General features: G+C 67.5%; 23 protein-coding genes. 18 read left to right on the top strand and 5 right to left on the bottom strand.

Going from position 1 to position 21,409, the window contains the following annotated elements; genetic code table 11:
• Nucleotides 1-414: 414 nt before the first annotated feature.
• Both ACIBTS_RS37100 and ACIBTS_RS37095 read right to left on the bottom strand, forming a co-directional pair.
• Complete coding sequence (locus tag ACIBTS_RS37100) at nt 415-1,902, bottom strand: DUF6883 domain-containing protein (protein ID WP_399325093.1); 1,488 nt, start codon at nt 1,900-1,902, stop codon at nt 415-417.
• A 492-nt stretch (nt 1,903-2,394) separates the two neighbouring features.
• On the bottom strand, nt 2,395-2,592 hold the full coding sequence (locus tag ACIBTS_RS37095) for a hypothetical protein (protein WP_399325092.1): 198 nt from the start codon (nt 2,590-2,592) through the stop codon (nt 2,395-2,397).
• 542 nt (nt 2,593-3,134) lie between these two features.
• On the opposite strand from ACIBTS_RS37095, the gene ACIBTS_RS37090 reads away from it, so the two are divergent.
• The 6 genes from ACIBTS_RS37090 to ACIBTS_RS37065 all read left to right on the top strand — a co-directional run bounded on the left by ACIBTS_RS37090 (nt 3,135) and on the right by ACIBTS_RS37065 (nt 6,790).
• On the top strand, nt 3,135-3,377 hold the full coding sequence (locus ACIBTS_RS37090) for a hypothetical protein (protein WP_399325091.1): 243 nt from the start codon (nt 3,135-3,137) through the stop codon (nt 3,375-3,377).
• Entirely contained in the window at nt 3,374-4,027 is a 654-nt protein-coding gene (locus ACIBTS_RS37085) for a hypothetical protein (protein ID WP_399325090.1), read from the top strand. Before ACIBTS_RS37090 ends, ACIBTS_RS37085 begins: the two co-directional genes overlap by 4 nt.
• Nucleotides 4,024-4,281: a hypothetical protein gene (locus tag ACIBTS_RS37080; protein WP_399325089.1), complete on the top strand. Its 258-nt coding sequence runs from the start codon at nt 4,024-4,026 to the stop codon at nt 4,279-4,281. The genes ACIBTS_RS37085 and ACIBTS_RS37080 overlap by 4 nt, the downstream gene beginning before the upstream one ends.
• A gap of 188 nt (nt 4,282-4,469) precedes the next feature.
• Nucleotides 4,470-5,078, top strand: a complete 609-nt coding sequence (locus tag ACIBTS_RS37075) for a hypothetical protein (protein ID WP_391331176.1) — start codon at nt 4,470-4,472, stop codon at nt 5,076-5,078.
• A gap of 66 nt (nt 5,079-5,144) precedes the next feature.
• Nucleotides 5,145-6,233 carry a helix-turn-helix domain-containing protein gene (locus tag ACIBTS_RS37070; RefSeq protein WP_399325088.1) on the top strand — a complete coding sequence of 363 codons (1,089 nt, stop codon included), beginning with the start codon at nt 5,145-5,147 and terminating at the stop codon, nt 6,231-6,233.
• 89 nt (nt 6,234-6,322) lie between these two features.
• Nucleotides 6,323-6,790, top strand: coding sequence for a hypothetical protein (locus ACIBTS_RS37065; protein WP_399325087.1), 468 nt, complete (start codon nt 6,323-6,325; stop codon nt 6,788-6,790).
• A 54-nt stretch (nt 6,791-6,844) separates the two neighbouring features.
• On the opposite strand, the gene ACIBTS_RS37060 is transcribed toward ACIBTS_RS37065, so the two are convergent.
• Nucleotides 6,845-7,321, bottom strand: a complete 477-nt coding sequence (locus ACIBTS_RS37060; RefSeq protein WP_399325086.1) for a gamma-glutamylcyclotransferase family protein — start codon at nt 7,319-7,321, stop codon at nt 6,845-6,847.
• A gap of 85 nt (nt 7,322-7,406) precedes the next feature.
• Between ACIBTS_RS37060 and ACIBTS_RS37055 the strand changes: the two genes are divergently transcribed.
• Nucleotides 7,407-8,423: an NAD-dependent epimerase/dehydratase family protein gene (locus ACIBTS_RS37055; protein ID WP_399325085.1), complete on the top strand. Its 1,017-nt coding sequence runs from the start codon at nt 7,407-7,409 to the stop codon at nt 8,421-8,423.
• A 1-nt stretch (nt 8,424) separates the two neighbouring features.
• Here ACIBTS_RS37055 and ACIBTS_RS37050 read toward each other — a convergent pair whose 3' ends face one another.
• Nucleotides 8,425-9,750 (bottom strand): DNA-binding protein, encoded by a 1,326-nt coding sequence (locus ACIBTS_RS37050; RefSeq protein ID WP_399325084.1) that lies wholly within the window; start codon nt 9,748-9,750, stop codon nt 8,425-8,427.
• A gap of 291 nt (nt 9,751-10,041) precedes the next feature.
• Between ACIBTS_RS37050 and ACIBTS_RS37045 the strand changes: the two genes are divergently transcribed.
• The 4 genes from ACIBTS_RS37045 (at nt 10,042) to ACIBTS_RS37030 (ending at nt 12,838) form a co-directional block, all read left to right on the top strand.
• Entirely contained in the window at nt 10,042-10,521 is a 480-nt protein-coding gene (locus ACIBTS_RS37045; protein ID WP_399325083.1) for an ATP-binding protein, read from the top strand.
• A complete protein-coding gene (locus tag ACIBTS_RS37040) occupies nt 10,518-10,946 on the top strand; it encodes a DUF6415 family natural product biosynthesis protein (protein WP_399325082.1) in 429 nt (142 codons plus the stop codon). Before ACIBTS_RS37045 ends, ACIBTS_RS37040 begins: the two co-directional genes overlap by 4 nt.
• Entirely contained in the window at nt 10,943-11,653 is a 711-nt protein-coding gene (locus ACIBTS_RS37035; RefSeq protein ID WP_399325081.1) for a hypothetical protein, read from the top strand. The genes ACIBTS_RS37040 and ACIBTS_RS37035 overlap by 4 nt, the downstream gene beginning before the upstream one ends.
• A 282-nt stretch (nt 11,654-11,935) precedes the next feature.
• On the top strand, nt 11,936-12,838 hold the full coding sequence (locus ACIBTS_RS37030; RefSeq protein ID WP_399325080.1) for a TauD/TfdA family dioxygenase: 903 nt from the start codon (nt 11,936-11,938) through the stop codon (nt 12,836-12,838).
• Nucleotides 12,839-12,977: 139 nt separating this feature from the next.
• On the opposite strand, the gene ACIBTS_RS37025 is transcribed toward ACIBTS_RS37030, so the two are convergent.
• On the bottom strand, nt 12,978-13,751 hold the full coding sequence (locus ACIBTS_RS37025; RefSeq protein ID WP_399325079.1) for a glycosyltransferase family 2 protein: 774 nt from the start codon (nt 13,749-13,751) through the stop codon (nt 12,978-12,980).
• Between the two features lie 66 nt (nt 13,752-13,817).
• Between ACIBTS_RS37025 and ACIBTS_RS37020 the strand changes: the two genes are divergently transcribed.
• The 7 genes from ACIBTS_RS37020 (at nt 13,818) to ACIBTS_RS36990 (ending at nt 21,347) form a co-directional block, all read left to right on the top strand.
• Entirely contained in the window at nt 13,818-15,068 is a 1,251-nt protein-coding gene (locus tag ACIBTS_RS37020; protein ID WP_399325078.1) for a nucleotide sugar dehydrogenase, read from the top strand.
• A 48-nt stretch (nt 15,069-15,116) separates the two neighbouring features.
• Complete coding sequence (locus tag ACIBTS_RS37015; protein ID WP_399325077.1) at nt 15,117-16,502, top strand: hypothetical protein; 1,386 nt, start codon at nt 15,117-15,119, stop codon at nt 16,500-16,502.
• Nucleotides 16,499-17,665: a glycosyltransferase family 4 protein gene (locus ACIBTS_RS37010; RefSeq protein WP_399325076.1), complete on the top strand. Its 1,167-nt coding sequence runs from the start codon at nt 16,499-16,501 to the stop codon at nt 17,663-17,665. The genes ACIBTS_RS37015 and ACIBTS_RS37010 overlap by 4 nt, the downstream gene beginning before the upstream one ends.
• 76 nt (nt 17,666-17,741) lie before the next feature.
• Nucleotides 17,742-18,251 carry a hypothetical protein gene (locus ACIBTS_RS37005; RefSeq protein ID WP_399325075.1) on the top strand — a complete coding sequence of 170 codons (510 nt, stop codon included), beginning with the start codon at nt 17,742-17,744 and terminating at the stop codon, nt 18,249-18,251.
• Between the two features lie 41 nt (nt 18,252-18,292).
• The gene (locus ACIBTS_RS37000; RefSeq protein ID WP_399325074.1) at nt 18,293-18,646 is read left to right on the top strand and encodes a hypothetical protein; all 354 of its coding nucleotides are present in this window, start codon (nt 18,293-18,295) and stop codon (nt 18,644-18,646) included.
• A complete protein-coding gene (locus ACIBTS_RS36995) occupies nt 18,646-21,105 on the top strand; it encodes a phage portal protein (RefSeq protein WP_399325073.1) in 2,460 nt (819 codons plus the stop codon). Before ACIBTS_RS37000 ends, ACIBTS_RS36995 begins: the two co-directional genes overlap by 1 nt.
• Complete coding sequence (locus tag ACIBTS_RS36990; RefSeq protein ID WP_399325072.1) at nt 21,102-21,347, top strand: hypothetical protein; 246 nt, start codon at nt 21,102-21,104, stop codon at nt 21,345-21,347. Before ACIBTS_RS36995 ends, ACIBTS_RS36990 begins: the two co-directional genes overlap by 4 nt.
• Nucleotides 21,348-21,409: the final 62 nt, after the last annotated feature.

The raw sequence follows: 21,409 nt of genomic DNA, 5'->3' as shown, positions 1-21,409 counted from the left end.
AATTGGCATCACCCTCGCATAATTTCCCTGATACGTGCCTGGTTGTAAGGGAGGGATCCGCATGGACGGCGCTGTCGAGGCCGGAAGCCAGGGCGCGAGAGGTTCGGGTCTCTGAATCAGGCCGATGCCCTGATGAGGATCTCTGAAATCGGCCAGGGCCGCTCGTCGCCCCACATGCTCCGTCGTTCAAGCGAGTGAGGAGTTTCAGCGAGCGCCTCACAGGTGGTCGACTGTGGCCCCGCTCGTGGAGCGTGGCGTCCGTGCCAGCGGTCGAGGTGCCTAGGGCGGCGGCCGCGCGCCAGCCCGTCGGCGGGGTGTGCCCAGGTACGCCGAAACTCGCTACGGGATGATTTTGAGGATCAGTCGACCCGACGGCTACCGGCCGCTGCGTCCAAGCGCCAGAGCAACGGAGGGTCAGTCCACGTCTTGTTCGACGGAGCAGGGTTGGTCCGCTGCCTGGAATACGCTGGCCATCGCCTCGGCCCACGCTGCCGCCGGCTCAAGGTCCTGGCCCGGAGCGCTGATTCGCGCTCCGGGTTGGCTCTCTGAGGCGCGCCCCGTACGCAGGAGCCACTGAACAAACTCGGTACCAGCGTCTGGGAAACAGACCCACGCGAAGCCTGCCAGCCCCTCAGCAATGACCTCGACTCCCCCTGGGCCCTTCAGCGCCATCGGAGTAGGTCGGCATTCCTGCCTGGCCCGCTCCGCGACCATCAGCGCGATCTCGTAAAGGCTGGCCCAGTCGCCAGGAATGATCGCTGGCGAGTCAACGGCACCAGAGACCTTCTTACCGGGGGTCAGCGTGACAAGTTGGACAGGAGCATCATCCTCGATCTTCCACGCAGCCGTGACCTGCTTGCTCTGGCCGTTTAGACCGACAACCGGAGCACTGATCTCGAACCGGAGATGCTGTGCGTCTCCGTGCGCTGTTTCGTCCCTGAACTTCTTCGGCTCGGCACCATGCAGAGCCGAGAGCAACTGGATCGCGAGGAGTCTCCAGTTGCTCTGCTCGATTCCCAACTCTCGTTGGAAGAACCTGGCCTTCGAGCCGCCAACGGGATGGGCAAGGTTCAGGGCGTAGTCATGCAACTTACTCCGCAGGTCGTCCACCAGGGGCTGCTGACGTCCTACCTTGAAGGACAGGCGACGTTCGGCTTCCTGGTAGTCATGAACGAGTGCCACGATCGACTCTTGGTAGGTCCTGCCCCCGGAGAATGCGAGGGCACCTAGCGTCACCGGAGCCCCGGACGGAACCGGGGCGGGGTTCCACAGAATCTGGCAGTGGGGTTCGGCGATCGGACGATCTTCCAGGCCGATGCCATCCACCGCTATACCCGCGAAGAGTTTCCCCGCCGAGATGCCCTCCTCGCCCGGGTGATCCACCCACCCCCGCGAGTACCTCCACCCGGGAAGCAAGGAGAACACCTCTTGGTGGAGGGGGTCGTTCGGGTCGACTTCCATCGCACCGAGGTACCAGCGAAACGCCCGCAGCCGGTCGTCCAGCGGTGCACGCAGCTCGCTCGGCAGCCGCGAGATCACACCGACGTAGACATTCGATGTCCCGAGAAGCCACGGCGCGTGTGCATCCAGTGTGCTCCAGCGGCCTTCGCCGCCTCGGCACAGCGTGGAGGCTGAAGACCACAGGAGAAACGGATCGCGCGCCAGCGTCAACTTGCCGTCGGACGAGGAACTCTCACAGCGGAAGGTCGGCAACATGAGCGAGCCCCAGTACGTCTGGAACTGGCACCTTCGGGGTTCATCCACGGTGAGGATGGCCGAGAGGATCGCCCGTTTGATCCTCGAACCGTACTCAAACTCGCGCGACAGAACAGGATCGTCCGCGCTGACAAAGATGGCAATGGGCCCCTGGTGAGAGATCGCCGCTGCGGATGCTTCAGCCATGCCCGCCAGTATTCGCGACGGTCCGAGCGCCGAACACACCTGTGACGTAGACAGGTACAGATCGAGCAGGCCGGCAGCCGATCAGCACGGTCAGGGAGAGCCCGCCCCAAGGACAACGACGCGACGGCCGAGAGTGACCACTTCCGCTCGTTGCTCGCCGGGCCAGACAAAGGCGTCGCGGCGGGGGCCAATCCAGGCGGCCCCTTCCTTGTGGTGGTGCCCGCCCGCAGGTCAGGTGCGGACGGGTGAGGAGAGCCACTGAGCAGGTCTGGGGCTACCCAGAGCAAGGGGTGGCCGCTTTCAGAGAGCGCCATCAGCCCGCCGCGCAATAACGCGGCACAGCCCGGCACCTGTTCCCAGATGACGACCACGAGCACCTGCTGGGCCCGAACCCGGTCATGGGCGCGTCCGTCTCCACGGGATTCGCCCGCATGCCGCTGGTCAGCGTCGAACTGACCAACGTCCTGACGTGACGGAGACCCCACGACGGGCCTACCCGGTAGCGGGCGGCTCCTCGTTGTCCGCCCGGGGCCGCCCCTCGGGCTTCTTGAAACGGTGCCACGCGTCGCGTGCTTTCCCGGCGGAGTCGATCACGTCCGGGACCTGGTCGAGCAGCCCCTTTAGAGCGAAGAGGCAGATCGAAGCCACGCCAGCGACGGCGAGAATGAAGAGGATGGCTGCGCCGTCCACCGATCCCTACCTTCCCTGTCATGGGTCGGATCGGGTGCGCAGGCAGCCTCGATCCGAACCCTTACGGTTCGGACCGAGACACCCGCGCCGACGTGTGCGCAAATGTTCTCGGTTCTCAGCAGTCGCCAACAGTCCGAGCGAACAAGCTAGCTCGGAGTCTGGAGCGGTCCGCCTCATTGATTCCAGCTCACGCCGTACAGGTGTGCATTGCGATTGCCGCAGTGCACCCAGCCGGAATGCTCGGAAGCAGCCCGCGAGGCCTCAAGTAGAGAGCCTGACGACTTACCGGTTTGAATGTAGCACGGGTCAAGGTAGGTGCGGCCGAACGTAACTAGACCGCAGCCCGGTCGAGTTGGGGTGGGGTTGACCAGCCGGTTACGAAGAAGATGTAACAGGAACTGGGAGTTCGACGTACAGCAGATGAGGGATGGCCCGGTCTCGCCCCCAGCAAACAGGAGATGCCCCTCTATGAGCACTGAACACGCTGCGCCCCACACACCGATCTCGGATCGCGCCCACTCGGCTGGCCAGGGCGGTCACGCGTGATATCTCCCCTGTCCGTCCTTATCCCGTCCCTGGCCGCGGACGCCGCCCACGACGCCGCACATCAGACGCACGCGCAGTTCCGGCACGGCGTCTACTCCGTGCCGTGCGGGACGTGCCACGTCCCGGCCGGCGAACTGTGCCTATCCCGGCGCGCCGTGCACCCCGCCCGCCGGGACCTGTACCGGAAGAACCAGGAGGCCACCACGCTGGTGCCCCTACTGGTGGGGCGCGTCCGATGAGCGCCCTCGCCATCGAGGTCCTGGCCGCCCCGCCCGAGTGGGACGGTCGCCTGGTCGTGCGCGCCGCGGGCCGCCCCGTCCTGCATATCGGCGCCGAAGGCATCACGGCCCCATCCGTGCCAGTCTTTGCCGTGGCGCTGGAGTGCACGCCGGACGCCGAACGGGCCCCGGGCGTACGGCCGTGGGACGGCCCGGTCACCGAGTCCGCAATCTGCCCGGCCTGCCTGCGCTCCCTACGTGGAGAGGCGGAACCCGAGGCGCCCCACCTCGTTCCCGTCGGCGTCGCCAAGGCCCTGCCCGAGCCTGACCGCCGCGGCCGCCACTTGCAAGTTGTCCTGGACCCGGTCACGTACGCCGAGGCGTGCCTGCCCGACGAGCACGCCGGACGCCCGATCACGTGGTCCCCCTGGAAACCAGCCCCGACCATCTCCCACTACGACCCTTCGTGTGATTGGTGCGGCCGCCAGGACCACAGCGAGCTGAGCAGTGGCTGCCAGGGACACCCCGGATCCAAGACGCCTCCCCCTCGCTTATTCCTCGCCCGCCGGTACACCGCTTGCCAGTTGATGACCGCCTACGAGCAGGTCGGTAGCGAACTCAAGAAGATCGCACACCACAAGTCGCGCGCCCCCAAGGACTGCAACCGATGAGTTCCATCTTCACCCCCGACGCAACCGCCCTCGAGCAGCGCATCGCCTTGGTCGCGTGCGGCCCCCGCCCGGGTAAGACACAGGCCTGCGACCACCACCGGCACAAGGCCCGGGGACTGATGGAGGTCGCCTCTTGGGGCGCCATCGACGCTCTCGCAGCGGCGATATGCGATTCCACGCACCTCCGGGCCTGCGTCGTCTGCGTGGAGAAGGCCGTCGACATCATCCGCGTCGTCAACGGGGAGGTCGAGTGACCACGGCTGTTGCCGACCTTGGGTAGTCCGCGAATCTCCGCGGCCCTTATAAAACTCAAACCGCATTTGAGGTAGAGTCTTTATAAGCCTACTGTCGACTCCCGGAGGTCCCCTTGGCCCTGCCCCTCGTAACGCCGTCCCCTGAACCCGATGACGTACAGGCCCAGTTGGGCGGTATGGGGACCAGGTTGGAGTTCCTGCACGACGTATTGCGCGCAGGCGAGGCGGCGCGACGCACCGCCGTCCCCAATGACCCGACGGGGACGGCGGGCCGACGGGCCTATGAGGCGCACGTGAGGACCATCCGCGAACTGCACATCGAGCGGGAGGGGTGGGCCCGGCTCGTTCACGGTCGCCTCGAGCTTGTCTGCAACGCGGACCGGTCGGTCGCGATGGGCGTGATGGTCGGCGACGCCGCCACAGGGCAGGCAAGCCTCTTCCCGAAGAACGCACGCCGACGCGGACCCGCTACCGACATGGTCACTCGCGCCAATGCCGGTGAGGGCGCCCCGCACGTACAGACGGCTCTGTTCGTAGCCGGTGCCGGCCCTGACGGGGTTGCTCTAAGCGATGAAGAAGCATTCGCCCTGAAGACGTGGTTCCTACTGTCCTATCGCACCCAGATCGGCGAGACGGTGCGGATCGACTGTGAGCTGTCGCAGCCTAAGAGGTTCGAGGACGGCTTCGTGGTCGAATGGGGTCCGCGGATTCCGCTTCCTGCCCTCGTGATGGACGGAATCGAACCTACGAACGATGATGGGCCCGGAGAGATCGACATCCCCGTCGACTTCCGCTGAGGCCCGTCGGTGGGGCGGCGAACCCTGTCGCCCCACCGTGCACCACCAATAACTGAGGCAGCCCACATGGTGACCCCGTCCCGTATCACATTGGCCCGCAAGCGCAGAGGCCTCACTCTCGCCGAGCTCTCGGACCAGGCCGAGGTGTCACTGCAAAGCCTGTCAAACTACGAGACAGGTCGAACCTCGCCACGTTCCGAAACCCTCGACAAGATCGCCTCAGCGCTGGACTTTCCTGTTGCCTTCTTCGAAGGTCCTGCGCTGGACGAGCTCCCCGCGGAAGGCATCTCCTGGCGCGCGCGCAGCAAGACGTCGGCGAGGGTCCTCGAAGCCGCTCGGGCCGGTGGCACGCTGGGCGCGATGTTGTACGACTGGATCGATGAAAGATTCCGCCTGCCAGCAGCGAACGTGCCCTCACTGGGCAAACCCGACCCAGAGACAGCCGCTGCCATGGTCCGCACCCGCTGGGGTCTGGGAGAAGCGCCAGCGCCCAACATGGTGCACCTACTGGAGGCACACGGTGTTCGGGTGTTCTCGCTGGATCCCGATCACGCCGAGGTCGACGCATTCGCGGTATGGCGCGACGGCGTTCCGTTCGTGTTTCTTAACACGCTCAAGTCAGCCGAGCGGGGCCGCTTCGACGCAGCCCACGAACTGGGCCATCTCGTCATGCACGGCAGTGAGCACGCCTGTTCAGGGCCTGAGGCAGAACGGCAAGCGAACGAGTTCGCCTCCGCCTTCTTGATGCCTCGATCGAGCGTTCTGGGGCACATGCCATCAGGTGCGCACGTCGACCAGATCCTTCGCGCCAAGCAGATTTGGAACGTCTCCGCCATGGCATTGACCTACCGCATCCACGATCTGGGGCTACTTTCGGACTGGCAGTACCGGTCCACCTGCGCCGAGCTGAGCCGTTTGGGGTATCGGTCCGGTGAGCCCCAGGGCATGGGCCAGCGCGAAACGTCGCAGGTGTTGACGAAGGTCTTCGCCGCGCTGCGCTCGAAGCGCGTTCGCCCCTCGACCGTCGCCGCCGAGCTCGGGCTCACAAGTAAGGAAATGAACCGACTCCTGTTCGGGCTCACGCTCACCACCTTCGAGGGTCAGGGACGATTCGTGACGGCTTCGGCGAAACGCAGCCTGTCCATCGTCCCCTGAGAAACCACATCCACGCAGAGCGCGGGCAGCGCTATGGCCCCCGGGCAGTTGCGTCCTCGATTCAGCGACCCATGCGATGATCCTCCGTCATGGGGAGACACACATGGGGGAAGACTGCCAGCGCGCTGATCCTGGCCGTGACTGCGGCGGCCGCGAGCGCCTGCAGCAGCTCGAACGACGACGGCGACGCAAAGCCGGCCGCGAAGGCGAAGACGGTGACCGTGGAGGCCGCGACCACCACGTTCCAGGACGCGGTGACCAAGTTCGACACGGACGGCGGCTGTCTTGAGCAGGAGCCGGGTACGTGCTGGGACCAGATGCAGGCGCTCATGAAGCCCACCCGCGACCTGCGGAAGGCCATGAATGCGGAGAAGTCCGTGGGCGCCGACTTCTGGACCGAGGCGTACGCCCTGATCGACACCATGGAAGACGGCATCGCGGTCGGCGAGGACCAGGGCGTTCCGGCTGGCGGCGCCACGGAGCTGACGAACCGGGACGACGTCCTCGGCTCCGCGCACGACCTGTCCGACTGGCTCGACGCCCACCCAATCAAGTAGCGGAGATAGGGCCGCATCCGCGCGGGCAGCCGCTCACCGGCTGCCCGCGCTGGCCTACTCGCCCTTCGGCTCGCCTGCAGCCAAGCGAGGACCGATGCGCCCGCACCGTTCCGCATAAGCCGACAGGTGCCGGGCCTGGAACTCCTCAGCGTCCCAGTCCTCGGTGCGGACATCGACGCCCTGCCAGACGTACGCCAACCCCATCGTGCCGGTGGAGAGGGACAGTTCCCGCAGTTCGTACTGATCGTCCTCGAATGCGTTCAGAATGCGCCACTCCTCGTTGCTCAGATCGGTGAGCACCACGCCAGGCGCCGAGCAGCCGAGAGCTTGGACGACGAGGCCAGGGTAGACACGCCCCTCAAGGGCGGCTGCGCGATAGCCGGGAGCGGACGCGGGCAAGCGGTGGGGAACCCGCCCCAACAGCCCCTTGAGGACGTCATCGAACTGGAGCGTGCCGTAGCAGAACAGCCCCCTGGGGCCTGCCGGGAAGCGATCTAAGCGCCGTGAGTTGCCTGACACCAGGGTATCCACCCTCCATAGGCTTCGACTTGAGCAGAAACCTACCGGTGCCCTCCCCCGCTTCCCGAAGCCCGATACAGACAGGCAGGATCGGCACATGAGGATTCTGGTAATCGGCGGTACCTGGTTCCTGGGGAAGTGCATCGCAGAGGGGGCCTTGGCGAGAGGGTGGTCCGTCACCACCTTCAACCGGGGGCGGTCCGGCCGAGATGTCGAGGGCGTGAGTCCCGTGCACGGCGACCGCACCGACCGGGGAGACCTTCAACGGCTCGCCCAACACGGCCCGTGGGAAGCCGTGGTGGACACCTCCAGCTCCGACTTCCCGCCACGCGACGTGCTGCTCGCAGCAACCGCGCTACGCGGCGCCGCGCGACGCTGGGTGCACATCTCCACCGTATCCGTGTACCAGGGCTGGCCGCACCAGCCGCTCACTGACGCCTCACCAGTCCTGGACTGCCGCACGGATGCTGACGAGTCGTACGGGTACACCGGTGAAGACGGCAGCCCGACCATCTACGGGTTCCAGAAGGCCGGCGGCGAGCGAGCAGTGGCCGAGGCGTTCGGCGACGCCGCGGTTTTCCTCCGGCCCGGAGTCATCCTGGGCCCCGGCGAGTACGTCGGTCGGCTGCCCTGGTGGCTGACCCGGGCCAAACGAGGCGGGCGGATTCTGGCGCCCGCCCCGGCCGATCAGCGCATCCAACCCGTCGACGTCCGTGACGTCGCCGCGTTCGCGCTCGACCAGGCCGCCAGCGACACAAGCGGCGGGTACAACGTCACCCACCCGGAGGGCATCACCTTCGCCGACTTCATCAGCGAGTGCCTGACGGTCACCGGCGGAGCTGGGAAACCGGAGTGGGCGGCGCCGGACGTCCTGATCGACCACGGCGTCGTGCAGTGGACAGAACTCCCCCTGTGGCGGACGCACGCAGGCGTGTGGTCGGTCGACTCCAGCCGGGCCGTGGCCGCGGGCCTACGCTGCCGGCCGATCGTCGACACCATCCGCGACACCTGGGCCTGGCTGGCATCCGACGGACGTCCCGTGGACCACCCGAGGTGGGCGGAGCACGGGATCGCCGAGGAGAAGGAAGCGAAAATCCTCGCCTCCCTCGCCTGAGTCAGGCTTCCAACTGGAGCAGCGCTGAGCGGGTGCTTAGCTGGTGAGTGCTCGCACTGCGGGTGAAGTCCTCGACGCGGTCGCGCAGCTCGCGCGGCAGCGTCGAGGCACGGTAGACCGGCTGGGCGAGGAACTGCTGGATCTGCCCCGTCCGCACTAGGACACCCGTCACCCGCTGGTCTCCCGGGATGTCCCACAGCGGGGTCATCGCGTCGGCAGCTCCCTCGACGTCGTTCGCCAGGAGCCGGGCCATGGCGAGATCGGCAGCAGCACCACCGAGGACATGCGCCGAACGGCTGGCCTGCGGCCTCTGGCCGATGAGCTCCAGGGCACGACGTGCGGACTGCTCCGCCTGCTCCCCGTCGTGGATGAGGAGGGCGGTGGAGCTGCTGGACATGGCCAGGCGCTCCGGGGTGAATCCGAACTCGCCCCCGACACCATCGTGGAGGTCGTCCCGGACGCCGCTCTCCGCCGCCATGGAGAGCTGGAGGGCATGGCGAGCGGAGTCGGTGTCGCCGAGGTATCCGTGCGCCCGCGCCTCGATGGCGAGAAGCCGGCGCCGGGCCACATCGCCCAGTCCGCCGTAGGCCTGCGCCCGGCGGGCCTTGCTGACGGCCTCGCCCGGCATGCCGGTGAAGTACGCGATATACGCCAAGATGCCGTCCGCGTACGCCCGCAGCGGCTCGAACCTGGCGCTCTCGCCGTAGAGGTCAGCCGCGCGGGCCAGACGGCGGGCATTGTCGAAGGAACCGAGGTCGAAGGCCGCTGCGGCGAGCAGCGCCATCGTCTGGCCGGTCAGCTCAAGCAGACGCTGCTGCTGTGTGGGAATCTGCGTGCGATCGCGCTGGCCTTGCAGCTCCTCCTGGAGCGTGCGGCCGCGTCGGAACACGTCCATCGGAGGGAGCGAAGCGTAAGCGCGCGCGAGGGACGCCACGTCATCGGTGAGTTGGTCGAGGCTGGTGTCGGAGACGGACGCTGCGGCTGTTGCGCTGGCGTCGTCCTGAGCATCGCGTGCGGTCATGTTGATCTCGTGCTCCAGGTTGAACGCGGGTGCCTGGGAATCCTCGGTGGGCGGAGGAGCGAACAAGACTGCGACATCACAGCCGAACATGGCTTGTAAAACGCGCCTGGTGTCCGCGGAAAGCGACTCGGGACGGGCCTTGCCCGCCTTCCAACGGAACACTGTCCGCTCACTGCAGGTCGGGTTGTTGCCGCCCTTCCCGACGACCTCGTCAGCGGTTCCGTCGAACAGCGTCACGAAGTCGGGAGCGCCCAAGTTGCGCCTGTCGCAGAGGACCTTGAGCAGCGTCTCGGGTTGTTCGGTCACATCGCCCCCAGATATCGCGCCTCGGCCAGTTGGCGGCCCACCTACGGATCGATCCCTTTGTACGAAGGGGATACCGCCGTCTCGGTCCAGTGCAACACATCTCGCACAGATGGCAGTTGGCTAGCAGTCAGGTGTCAGTCCGCCGCCCCGATGTCGCTGAGACGGCAGCCCCTCGACATGGCGGTGACACCGCGTGCGGGACCACGCTGATCTACACCCTCGCTGAGAGTGTCCAAACACACACGTGGACGTAATCGCCGCAGTGACGGACCAACACCCCTAGAGGACGTGATGACGACGACAGCCGTACGGACGCCTCTCGCGGGTCTACGCCGCGACCAGGACGTGCTGAAGCAGTGGGTCGACATCGGCCCCCGCCAAGCCGACGGCACGCCCGGACGAGCGGCCGCGCACTACGTGGGAGTTCTGCGCCGGATCGCCGTCGCCCGAATCCGGTACCACGGCCTTGGCGCGCTGACCGACGAGGTGATGCTCCTCGTCTCCGAGCTGGTGACCAATGCGGTGCTGCACAGCGGGACCCTCAAGGTCGGCCTGGAGATGGCTGTGAAGGACGGCTTCCTGGACATCGCTGTCATCGACGGCATGCCGGGCGTCGCGACGCTCAAGGAGGCCGACGAGGACGCGGAGTCGGGGCGGGGCCTCGCCTTGGTGCAGATGGTGGTCAAGGAGCGCGGCGGAGCCTGGGGAACGAGGGACGCCGGCGCGACGACTTGGTGCCGCCTCGCCGTACCAGAGGAGGCGGAGGAATGACGGCCGCCGCCCTCTCCCCCGGCTGGGCCCATCCCGTGCGGGCGGCCGTGCCGCCCTTCACCGAGGCTGGTCTGAGACGAGTCCTGGAGAAGGTGCAGCGCTGGGCCCCGTACGTTGACGGTTCCTTACTCGACGACGTCGCGGCCGTCCTGGACGACTACACGCCCCCCGAAGACGAGGTCGAGGAGCACGCGCAGCGGCTCCGCGGCCATCTGATGCGACTCGTCAACCTCGCAGTCACCTCCCAGACAAACCAGAAAGACCAGCGAATAGCCGACCTCGTCGAGCGGGGCCGCCACATCCGATCCGAGGAAGTACCCAGCGACCATCGCCGTGCCGTTGGGCACGTCCGACAGATGGCATGGACGCTCAACGAACTCCTCGAACTGCTGGTGGAGAACCAGTGCCTAACGGAGGAGCCGTGACTTTCCCGTCCCTCAGACTCGCGTACAACCCCCGGGCCATAGAGCCCCGGGACCCGCGCCTGTCCCTAGTGCCCTACATCACGCAGAGGGCTGGGGAAGACGCAGCTCCGGAGAACCTCTTCATCATCCGGCACGCGTCCGGTCCGCGGCTGTACTACCGAGATGAGGACCCCAGGGACCGAGACCCGCGAGGCGCCCTGTGGGCCCGGTGCGGCTGGAACCCCGTCGACGCGCAAGGCCGGATCACCGGTGAACCGCAGTGGAAGCTGATGCACCCCCACCGGCAGATGGTGTGCATGCAGACGATGCTCTGTCAGATCTGCTCACTCCCTGCCAGGACGCCGCTCGGCTTCATCTTCCTCGCCGGCCCCCGGGACCACGCCCCGGCCCAGGCGAGCATCCTCACGAATCAGCCGCCCGTGTGCCGCCGGCACGCTCGTGCAGCCGCGAAGCTCTGTCCGCACCTGGAGGACAACCCGATGGTGTTCCTGGCCAGGAGCGCGCCCCTATACGGCGTGCACGGCACCGTATACGGCCTCGACGGTGGAGGCGTGAAGGTCGTCGCCCAGCCGGACGCACCGTTGCCCTACGGCCACGCGAACATCGGAACGTTCCTCGCCTCGCAGTTGGTCCGCCGCCTCCAGTCGTTCCGCGCCGTCGGCCTCGACGAGCTGCTCGAGGACCTGGCGGCGCCCGCCGCCGCATAGACCCCTGCCTGGTGACCACACGACCGGCTCTGTGGCCATCAGGCAGGCAGCAAGCTCCGCCCGTACGACAACGGCATTCGGCGCGGGCGGAGGACGGCGCTGGGGCCCACGTCCCCCAAAGGCCCCAGCGCCGGACCAATTCGCCGCAATCCGACAGTCGATCGCTGCCCCTGAGGCCCCACGGCCCCACGGCCCCACCCGCTGTCGGGCCGCCTTCGGCGCCCGGGCGGGAGCACCAGCAAAGCGACACCTCGAGGACCCCAAGAGACAAGGAAGCTCCGCGTGTTCATCGACATCCCGAGCGAACTCGAAGCCTCTCTGATCGAACGTTCTCTCCCGCCCTGGGAACTGGACGGTTCGTTCCTGGCGCAGTCCACCATTGCGGAGTACCGGACCGAGCTGACGGCCGCCCCGCGATTCGAGGAGGTCACCGCGACCCTGCGCCACGCGCTGACCGGAGAGGGTGGCGGATACGCCGTCCTGCGCCTGGGAAACCTCGCCAAGGCGCTGGGGATCGACGATGACCGGTTCCTGCGGCTGGTGACGGGCTTCGCGGCCGAGGTGGCTGTCCCCTTCTCGCCCTTCCCGCGGTGGCCCCTTTGGAAGGACATCGGGGTCAAGGTCGACAAGGACCCCGGCAAGTCCAGCGGCATCGGGTACAACGCGTTTCACATGGACCTGGTGAACGGGACCCTGCCCCCGGACTACACCACGCTCCTCTGCGTTCGCCGCGACCCGCTCGGCGGCGGCCCCAGCATCCTTTCCGACGCCCACGCGGCGGTGGCGCGGCTGTCGGAGGACAGCCGCGCTCTGCTGGCCGAGTCGGCCTACCACTACGGGACCTTCTTCGACCTGTTCGGCGTGGGCGAGGAGTACAAGCCGTTTCCGATCCTGGACGGCTCCGACCCGGGCGAGGGGTTCGTCCGGTTCACCGCCAAGATGCTGGAGAGGTCCGAGCTCGGCCAGGCGCACGCCGACGCCGCCAGGGAACTCGCCGAAGAGCTCGTCCGGGGTCAGGTCTCCTTCATGCTTCAGCCCGGGGACTACCTCATCGTGAACCAGCGCCGTTTCCTGCACGGTCGGGAGGCGCTCCACAGCGGTCAGGAAACCGTCCCGGTCTCCGACCGGCGGCTACTCCTCCAGTTGTTCCTGCGCGCGAGGGCCGGCGATGGCTCGGCCGCGTAGCCGGCCGACGGCACCGGTGACCCACCCAGCCCCGCCCCCGGGTCCAGCCCCGGAGCACGCGGCACGGCCACGGGGCTGGGGCCGGTCGGGCGCCCCCGGAAACCGTCGCGCACCCGGTTCCCCGGGCCCGTGCACGGATCTAGATGCGCGAGTTGCTCAGCGACTGCCACACAGCGCCGGCGAGCGCCCGCGTCGCCCGCGGGACCGACAGGCGCTCGTGCCGGCGGTACAGGGACCAGTTGTATTGCACGAGCGACAGCTTGTTGGAGGACAGCGATCCCGCCTGGTGGGCCCTGTAAATCGCAAGTGGCTCAGCCAGGCCACGGGCGTCAGCGCCGTCCCGCATGATCGACAGCCACAGGGCGTAATCCTGGCGTTTGCGCATCTCCGGCATCAGCCTCGTGCCCAGGACATTGCGGTCGTACATGGCGGTGAGTGCACCGATGTGGTCTCGGACCAGCATCGCGCGGTAGTCCACGTGCTCCCGCGCACGGACCACCCGCCCGTTCGGGACCCAGTCGGTGCTCTCGCCGTCGTAGTCGGCGTCCATCTTGAAGTACGAGGTGAACGTCAGCGGCGCACCACCTTCCGCGGCGAAGGCGAGCTGCTTCTCGGTCTTCTCCGGAAGCCACATGTCGTCGCTGTCGAGAAAGGCGATGTAGTCCCCGCGGGCCCGCTCGATCGCGAGGTTGCGGGCCCGGCCCGCACCGCCCCGTTCGGGTGCCGACTGAGGCAGGACGCGCTCGTCCTGCTTGGCGAACTCGCGGAGCAGGTCCATGGAGGCATCGGAGGACTGGTCGTCGGTGACCAGCAGCTCCAGGTCGCTGTGGGTCTGCGTGAGTACCGATCGGACGGCCGCGCCGAGGGTGGCTGCCGAGTTGTACACGGGCATCACGACCGACACCAGGGGCACAGCACTTCTCCTTGCCAGACCAGGAACGACGGTCCATTCAAGCACCGGAATCGAGCAGGAGCTGCCATGCAGATAGTTGTCGCTGGTCAGGGCTATGTAGGGCTTCCCCTGGCCGTACGCGCGGCCGAGGTGGGACACCGTGTCGTCGGCTACGACGTGGACACGGACCGTGTCCAGCAGCTCGCCGCCGGCCAGTCCTACGTGCGGGACGTGGACTCCTCGCGGCTGCGCGCAGTGCTGGACTCCGGGGCCTACTCCTCGACCGCCGACGGTGCCGCGCTGGCCGGCTTCGACATCGCGGTGATCACCGTGCCGACCCCGCTGCGGGACGGCGTGCCCGACCTGACCTACATCGAGTCCTGCGCCCGGACACTGGGGGAGCACCTGTACCCCGGCGCGACGGTGGTCCTGGAGTCCACGAGCTATCCCGGCACCACCGAGGAGCTGCTGCTGCCGATCCTGGAAGAGACCTCGGGCCTCAAGGGCGGGGCGGACTTCCTGGCCGGCTTCAGCCCCGAGCGGATCGGAAACAAGCGGTGGTCGTTCGACGGGACGCCGAAGCTGGTGTCCGGAATCGACGCCAAATCGCTCGACGTGATCAAGGGTTTCTACGACGGCATCTTCGAGACCACGGTGCCGGTGTCAGGGCCGAAGGTCGCCGAGCTGGCCAAGCTGCTGGAGAACACCTTCCGGTTCGTCAACATCTCCATGATCAACGAGATGGCGATGCTGGCCGATGCCCTCGGCGTGAACATCTGGGAGGCGATCGACGCCGCCGCGACCAAGCCGTTCGGATTCACGAAGTTCACCCCGGGGCCGGGGGTCGGCGGGCACTGTCTGCCCGTCGACCCGATGTTCCTCTCGTGGAAGGCCCAGCAGGAGCTTGGCATCCCGTTCCGGTTCGCGGAACTCGCCGCCGACGTGAACTTGCACATGCCCGACTACGTCGTCCGGCGCCTCGTGGAAGCACTCAACAAGCGAGGCATGCCGGTCAACGGATCTCGGATTCTGCTGCTCGGCCTGACCTACAAGTTCAACGCCACCGACCTTCGCAATTCCCCTTCGACACGTGTCGCCGAACTTCTCATCGGCCTCGGCGCCGATGTCCGCGGCGCCGAACCCAACATCCCGGACAACGACGACACCCGGCTGAACGTGCCCCGGGTCGATGCCACCCCGGAAGAGGTGGCCGCCGCTGATGCGGTGGTTCTTCTCATGGATCATCCGCGATTCGACCTCGCGATGATCGAGGAGCACGCGCCGTACGTGCTCGACTGCCGAAACCGCCTGTCCGGAGCGAACGTCGAGACCCTGTAGCTCCCGAACTCCCCTGGCCTGCTGCTGACTTCAACCCCCGGAGTTCCCTTGCGTGAAGAATGGGAGCACGTCCACACGGACTACGCCCGGCCCGCGCAGCGCCCCGCTCCTGCCTCGTTGGCCGAGAGCGAGGGCGACTGGCGCCGCTACCTGGAAGATGACACCCCGAACGGTTGGCTGATCCAGCACAGCGCGATGGCGGAAGCACTCGCCAGCGGCCGACCCATGTACCTGCTGCACACCACCAAGGACATCGCCGCGATCCGCACCAGCGGTGAGCTGCACGTCTCCACCGGGTGCCTGGTCGGGGCCCTGTACTGCTCCCCTCTGGTACGTCAGCGTGAAGGAATGCGTCCGCACAATCTCGGCGCCTACCTGATGCAGACGAAGCCCGACACCACGCCCATGATCTTCGAGGTCATCCCGGACGCTCCGATCCCAACCAAGGGTGTGGATTATCTGCGTCTCGGTGCCATCCACCTGCGTACCTACCTGCGCTACCGGAGCTTTCTCACCCGGGCCGAGAACGGCCAGCTCGACCATGTCGTGCTGGCCGGACTGGGCGCCGCGGCCGGATTCCTCGACCTGGCCCTGCGCAACGCAGTCGGCCGCGCCACGGCGGCCCCCGAGTTCATCGACCAGTTGGCCGCTGCCGTGCCCGCCGTACCGTTTCTCGGCTACCTGTACTTCGAGGTGCTGTCCGAGTACCTGATGCTCAACTCCACGACTCCGGAGACCAAGGGCTACGCCCAGGTCGGAGAGCTGAACAACTGGCTGTACAAGCGACTCGCGTTCGCCGCCGTGGACGGCATGCACCGGTTGTTCGACCTGGCCCGCTTCCATCCGCGCCACCAGCAGCTCGTCCAGCTCATCGCCAGCGTGGAACCGGCGCTCGCTCCGGGAGTCGCCGAGTACGTGCGGCGGCGGCTGTCCCATCTGTTCGCCCGGATCGCGCTGCACCCGTCCCAGGACGCGGCCACGGTGACCTTCCGGGGCATTGATCTCAGCGCGCTCCGGTACGTCGCGCCGGGACTGACCGGGCAGATGATCTTTCGCGAGATCCGGTACATGCCGCGCTATCGGCAGCTCTACCACTGCTTCGAGAAGGCCAAGGCACTGGAGGCTTGGGACTACTGGAACCACGAGGGCATCCCCACGCCCTTCAACGGCATCCTCCCCAAGGGCGAGATCGGGATACATCCCGTCTACCCCCGGTCGGCCGTCAGGGCGTGGACGGCAAAGCAGGACAGCAGAGGCTTCCTGCACCCAGCCCAGGAGATCACCGCGGTTCTCACGCCGCACCTGGCGTCGTGGTGGGCGCCCCCTCGCAACCGCGGACGGGTGATCACCACCGATCCGCAGGTCACAGTGGACCGTAGTGCCCCGTCCTCGGTTCCCGCCCACCGATCATCCATCGAGGGGATCTCCGCGTGACCACGAAACCCTTGACGATCCTCACGGGCATCAACCGCACGTCCGAGCCTTCGTCCGGCAGCATGATCCTCGTCAGCGACCTCTACCGCGCCATGCCCGACACCCATACGACCTTCCTCGGCCGGACACCGGTCCATCACGTGTGGAAGACCGCGTTCGATCACCTGATCCCCCTCTCCACGACGAAACGACCCCAGGGCCCCGGCTTCGACACCTACGTGGACAAGCTGACGCAAGAGGTAGGGACGCTCATCGAGCAGATCCGACCCGACGCCATCCACGCCCAGAACGTCGGGTTCGCGCTCAGCCTCGCGCTCAGTCGCACCGCCGGCACCATCCCGATCATCTCCATCGCTCACGGCCCCGAAGTGATGGCGGCCGAGCGCAACACGGCGGAACACGAGGCCCTGCTCGAAGTCGCCGGCGCCAGCGCCGCGATCGTCACCCCGACCTCCGTCCTCGCCGACCGCATCGACCGCCTCACCGGGCGCCGGTTCACCGACCGCATCGTCATCATCCCGTGGGGCATCCGTCTGGCCGATGCCCATGTACGTGATCAGCCCTCCGCAGGGACCGGACCCCTGTCTCTGGTACAGGCCGGCCGCCTGGACGACAACAAATCCACGATCACCGCCGTCGAATCCCTCGCATTGACCGATCAGCCACACCACTTGACCGTGATCGGCAACGGACCCCTACGCGAGTACCTGGAACAGCGGGCTACCGACCTCGGCCTGCGGGATCGGGTCCATTTTCATCCGTTCCTGCCCCGTGCCGAACTCTGGCGCCGCCTGCCGAACTTCGACGCCTGGGTCTTCACAACCACGGGTCTGGAGGCTTTCGGACTCGTCCTCATTGAGGCTCAAGCCCACGGACTCCCGGTTGTCTACTCCGATCTTCCCGGAGTGAGGGAAATCCTCGGAGGCGCTGGCATCGCCTACACTCCGGGCGACCCGCTCTCGCTGGCTGCGGCCCTAGACGAGATGGGCCGGGACTCCCACCAACGCCGGGCCCTGAACAAAGCGGCTCTCAATAACGCGCGCCGATACGACATCACTACCACCGGCCGCCAGCTTCGCGAACTGACGCTCCGCGTTACCTCCCCACGGGGCAGTCATCGGTGGGGCCCGTGCACCAAGGGCCCCACCGATGTTGGGGTGTAACAGAACGCGGTCGTTGACGTTCCGGCTGTGAAGGGGGTTGCGCTTTACGTCAATCCCGCGTTGATCCGGAGGAACGGTGACGACCGCTATAGCTGCCCTTTCGTCCACGACCGGCAGGTCGCACCTGCAGGAGTCTCTGTTCTCGTGGCTCGCCCCGGAGAGCACTCCGCCCCTGCCCGAGACCAAGGCCCTGGTGGAGTCCGACCCCGAAGGCCCGCCCGAGCCCCCCGCCGAGGAGGAGAAGGCCGACCTCTCCCACGTCTGGGTTGTGGCCGCGGAGATCGAGGTCATCCCGAAGATTGCGAAGGTGGCCGACTACCGCGGCAGCTTCAAGGCGAGCGAGGGCCAGCGCATCGACGCGCTCGAGGTCTACTGCAAGGGATGCCGACGCCCGTACGACGAAGTCACCGGCCAGGACTGCTCAGCGAAGATCGACAACCGGCACTTGATCGGCGGCGACCAGAGCACCCGGGCCAAGCGGAAGATCCCCGTCCCGCCCCGGAACGCCCGGGTCGTGCCCGGCGGCCGTATCCAGCGCCGCGGCATCGAGGCCTACGTGGGAGGGGTGTCGCGGCCCCCGCGCTGACCACGCGACACTAACGCCGCCCGCTGTCCACTGTGCGCGGCGTGACTACTCAGCGAACCTCCTGGGCGCTCGCGCGTGAAGCCGCCGGCCTGTTCCTCACCGCGTTCGGCCTGCTCGGCGTCCTCGTGGCGTTGGGCGCACTCCACTGGGCCGCCGGACTCTCCGCCGCGATGGCCGGTCTCCTCGCCACGGGCCTGTTCATGCGCCCGAAGCCGACCGCAGCGCCCTGGGCGCACCTTGCCCGTGCCGCCGTCTGCATCCTCGGCTACGGCGGTCTCACCGGCTGCGCGTTCGCCCTCTGCACCCCCCTGGGCTGGATCGGCGTCGCCCTGGCGGTCGTGCTCCTCGGCCTGTGGCTCACCACCCGTGAGCACGAGGACGAGGGGGCCGCCTGATGCCCCGCCAGTTCCTCCCCACGCTCCGGGGACTCCTCGTTCCGCGCTCCGCTGCTCCCCCACCCGCACCGACCGCTGAGACCAAGGACCTGCTCGCGGGCAACGCGTACGTGTCGATGACCTACGCCGGCGTCACGAACGTGTGGGGCACGCCCGGCCGAGCGGACGGCTGGGACATGGAACGCGTCATCGTCGAGGGTTACGAGCGCTCCATCTGGACCTTCAAGTCCATCGAGGCGATCAGCAAGCACGCCAGCACCCTCCCGATTCAAATCGGCCGAGGCGGAGACGAACGGCGCTTCGAGGAGACCCTCGACGATCACCCGCTGTTGAAGCTGCTCAACAAGAAGGCCAATCCGCTGGAGAGCGGCGATGTCTTCAAGAAGCGGCTGAGCGCGCAGCTCCTTCTGTCGAAGAAGGGCGTCTTCATCGAGAAGACCTACAGCCGTGGCGGCACCCTCGTACGTCTCGACCTGCTTCCGCCGGACCGCGTCCAGATCATCCCCGACGACCGCAACGCCGACTATGTGAAGCACTTTGAGTTCACGGACTACAGCGGCCACGTCCGGGAGCTGCTGCCCAATCACGTCATTTGGATTCGCGATCCCCACCCCGTCGACCCTTTTTGCGGCGTCACCCCGCTCGAAGCGGCGGGCCTGTCCATCGACCTGGACGTGAAGGCCCGCACCTACAACATCAGTTTTATTGACAATGACGGCAGACCGGGCGGAATTGTCGGTATCGACCTGGACGGCGTCGACCAGCGCGAGGTCGACCGCATCCAGAAGCGACTGGCCCCCGGCGCGCACAACGCCGGCCAGCTCACCCTCGTCGGCACCGGGCCCGGCGGCGTCACCTACGTCGACACCTCCGCCCGCCCCCGCGAGATGGCCTACGAGACGCTGTCCAGTACCTCCAAGGGCGAGATCCTGGCCGCGTTCGGCGTCCCAGAGAGCATCGTCGGCAATGCCTCCGAGCGGACCTACGCGAACGCCGACCGCGAGGAATACAACTTCTGGGACCACACGGAACTGCCCCACCTCAACCTGATCGCGTCCGGGTTCGACGCGGACCTTGATGACGAGTGGATCGTCCGCTTCGACACCTCCAGTGTTCAGGCGTTGGAGTTTCCCCGTCGTCAGGCCCGGGAGGAAGCCCGCAAGGAGTGGGAAGCCGGCCTCATCACGATCGACGAGTACCGGGAGATCGCGGGGCGCCCGGCATTCAACGTCCCACAGTCCCGGGCCCTGTGGATCTCTCCGCAGAAGGCCCCCGTCCCCGCCAACGACCAGGACGCCGCCGCACTGGGCCTCGGCCCCGACCCGGCCGCGGGTGGAACACCCGGAGCCGCGCCCACCGGCGCCCCGCTCCCGCCGACCGCTCCGGACACCGCGGCCGCCGACGTCGCCGCCGCCCGCGCTCTGGACGCTGGCCCGAGCGCCGCCGCGGATGTCGCCGCCGCACGGGCGCAGGGCACTCCCCTCGCCCTGCCTGCCGGTTCGACGGCTACCGACGCCGTCGCCGCGGCCCGCGCCACCACTACCGACAGCGGCCCCGGCGACGCGGCCGCCGACGTCGACCGCGCCCGCAGCACTCAGAACGCTGCACTCCCCGGCGACGCCGCCGAGGACGTCGAAGCCGCACGCGCCACGGTCGAGACCAAGGCCCTGCCCGAGGACGACGGATACGAGGTCACTGACGACGACTTCGACGCTCTGTCTATGGCCGTGGCCACAGCCGTCACCGCGCTCCTCGCACGCCAGGAAGGCGTCATACTCGCCCGGCTCCGCGCCCCGAAAATCCGCAAGTACACGAGGTACTGGGAGCCAGAGAACGACGACGACGTCCGGCACGTCGACACCGACCTCGACCAGGACCGTGTGGTCAGCGCCGCCCGCTGGGCCGAGGAGACCAGCCAATCCCTGACCCCGATCCTGCAGCAGGCGGCCATCGCCACGGCACGCAAGGTCGGCCAGGCCCTCACCAGCACGGACGAGGTCCCGCCGGCCGCGGCCGCGGCCGCCATTGTTACCGCGGCGTACGCCGGCGAGGCCATGACCACGTTCCTCCGCGAACTGGCCACCGCCTTGTTCGACGCGCAGCACGGCGTACCGACGATCAGCGACCTCGAGAACACAGTCGCCTTCTTCTACCGCTCCGCGGCCCCCAGCCTGGTGGCACGGCTGGCCGAAGCCTGCGCCGTGGCGACCATCAACGGCGCCGCAGACGCGGCCGCGGAGCACGCCGGCCCCGATGTCGTCCGGACCTGGATCACCCGCGGAGACACCCGCGTACGGCCCGCTCACAAGGCGCTCCACGGCACGACGCTGCCCGTCGGCACCCCGTACACCGTCGACGGCGCCAGCCTCCGCTACCCCGGCGACCCCTTCGCCCCCATCGCCCTCACGATCAACTGCCGCTGCCGCCTGCACTACGCCACCGACAAGGAGCCCCAGTGAGACGCACAGCCAGCTTCATCCGACGGAACCTCAGCGCGTTTCTCTGGGGCGGCTGGGCGCTGTTCTTCGCCGTCTACGAGACCATCGCGCTGATTACCAAGAAGGACGACGACACGCTGAGCGAGAACACGCGCAAGCTGTTCCGCATTCGCAGCTCGAAGGCAGGACGCGCCGCGTTCACGGTCATCTTGGGCGGGGGCGCAGCGTGGTTCCTCCTGCACATCCTCACCGAGACGATGTAAGAGCGGGCTCGCGGGCGGCTTGCACAATTGTGCAAGAACGATCTTGGGTGCGGAGGGTTGTC

This window comes from Streptomyces sp. NPDC050121 (genome assembly GCF_044460385.1).
Lineage (GTDB): Bacteria > Actinomycetota > Actinomycetes > Streptomycetales > Streptomycetaceae > Streptomyces > Streptomyces soliscabiei.
This window is presented reverse-complemented; position numbering and strand designations above follow the sequence as displayed.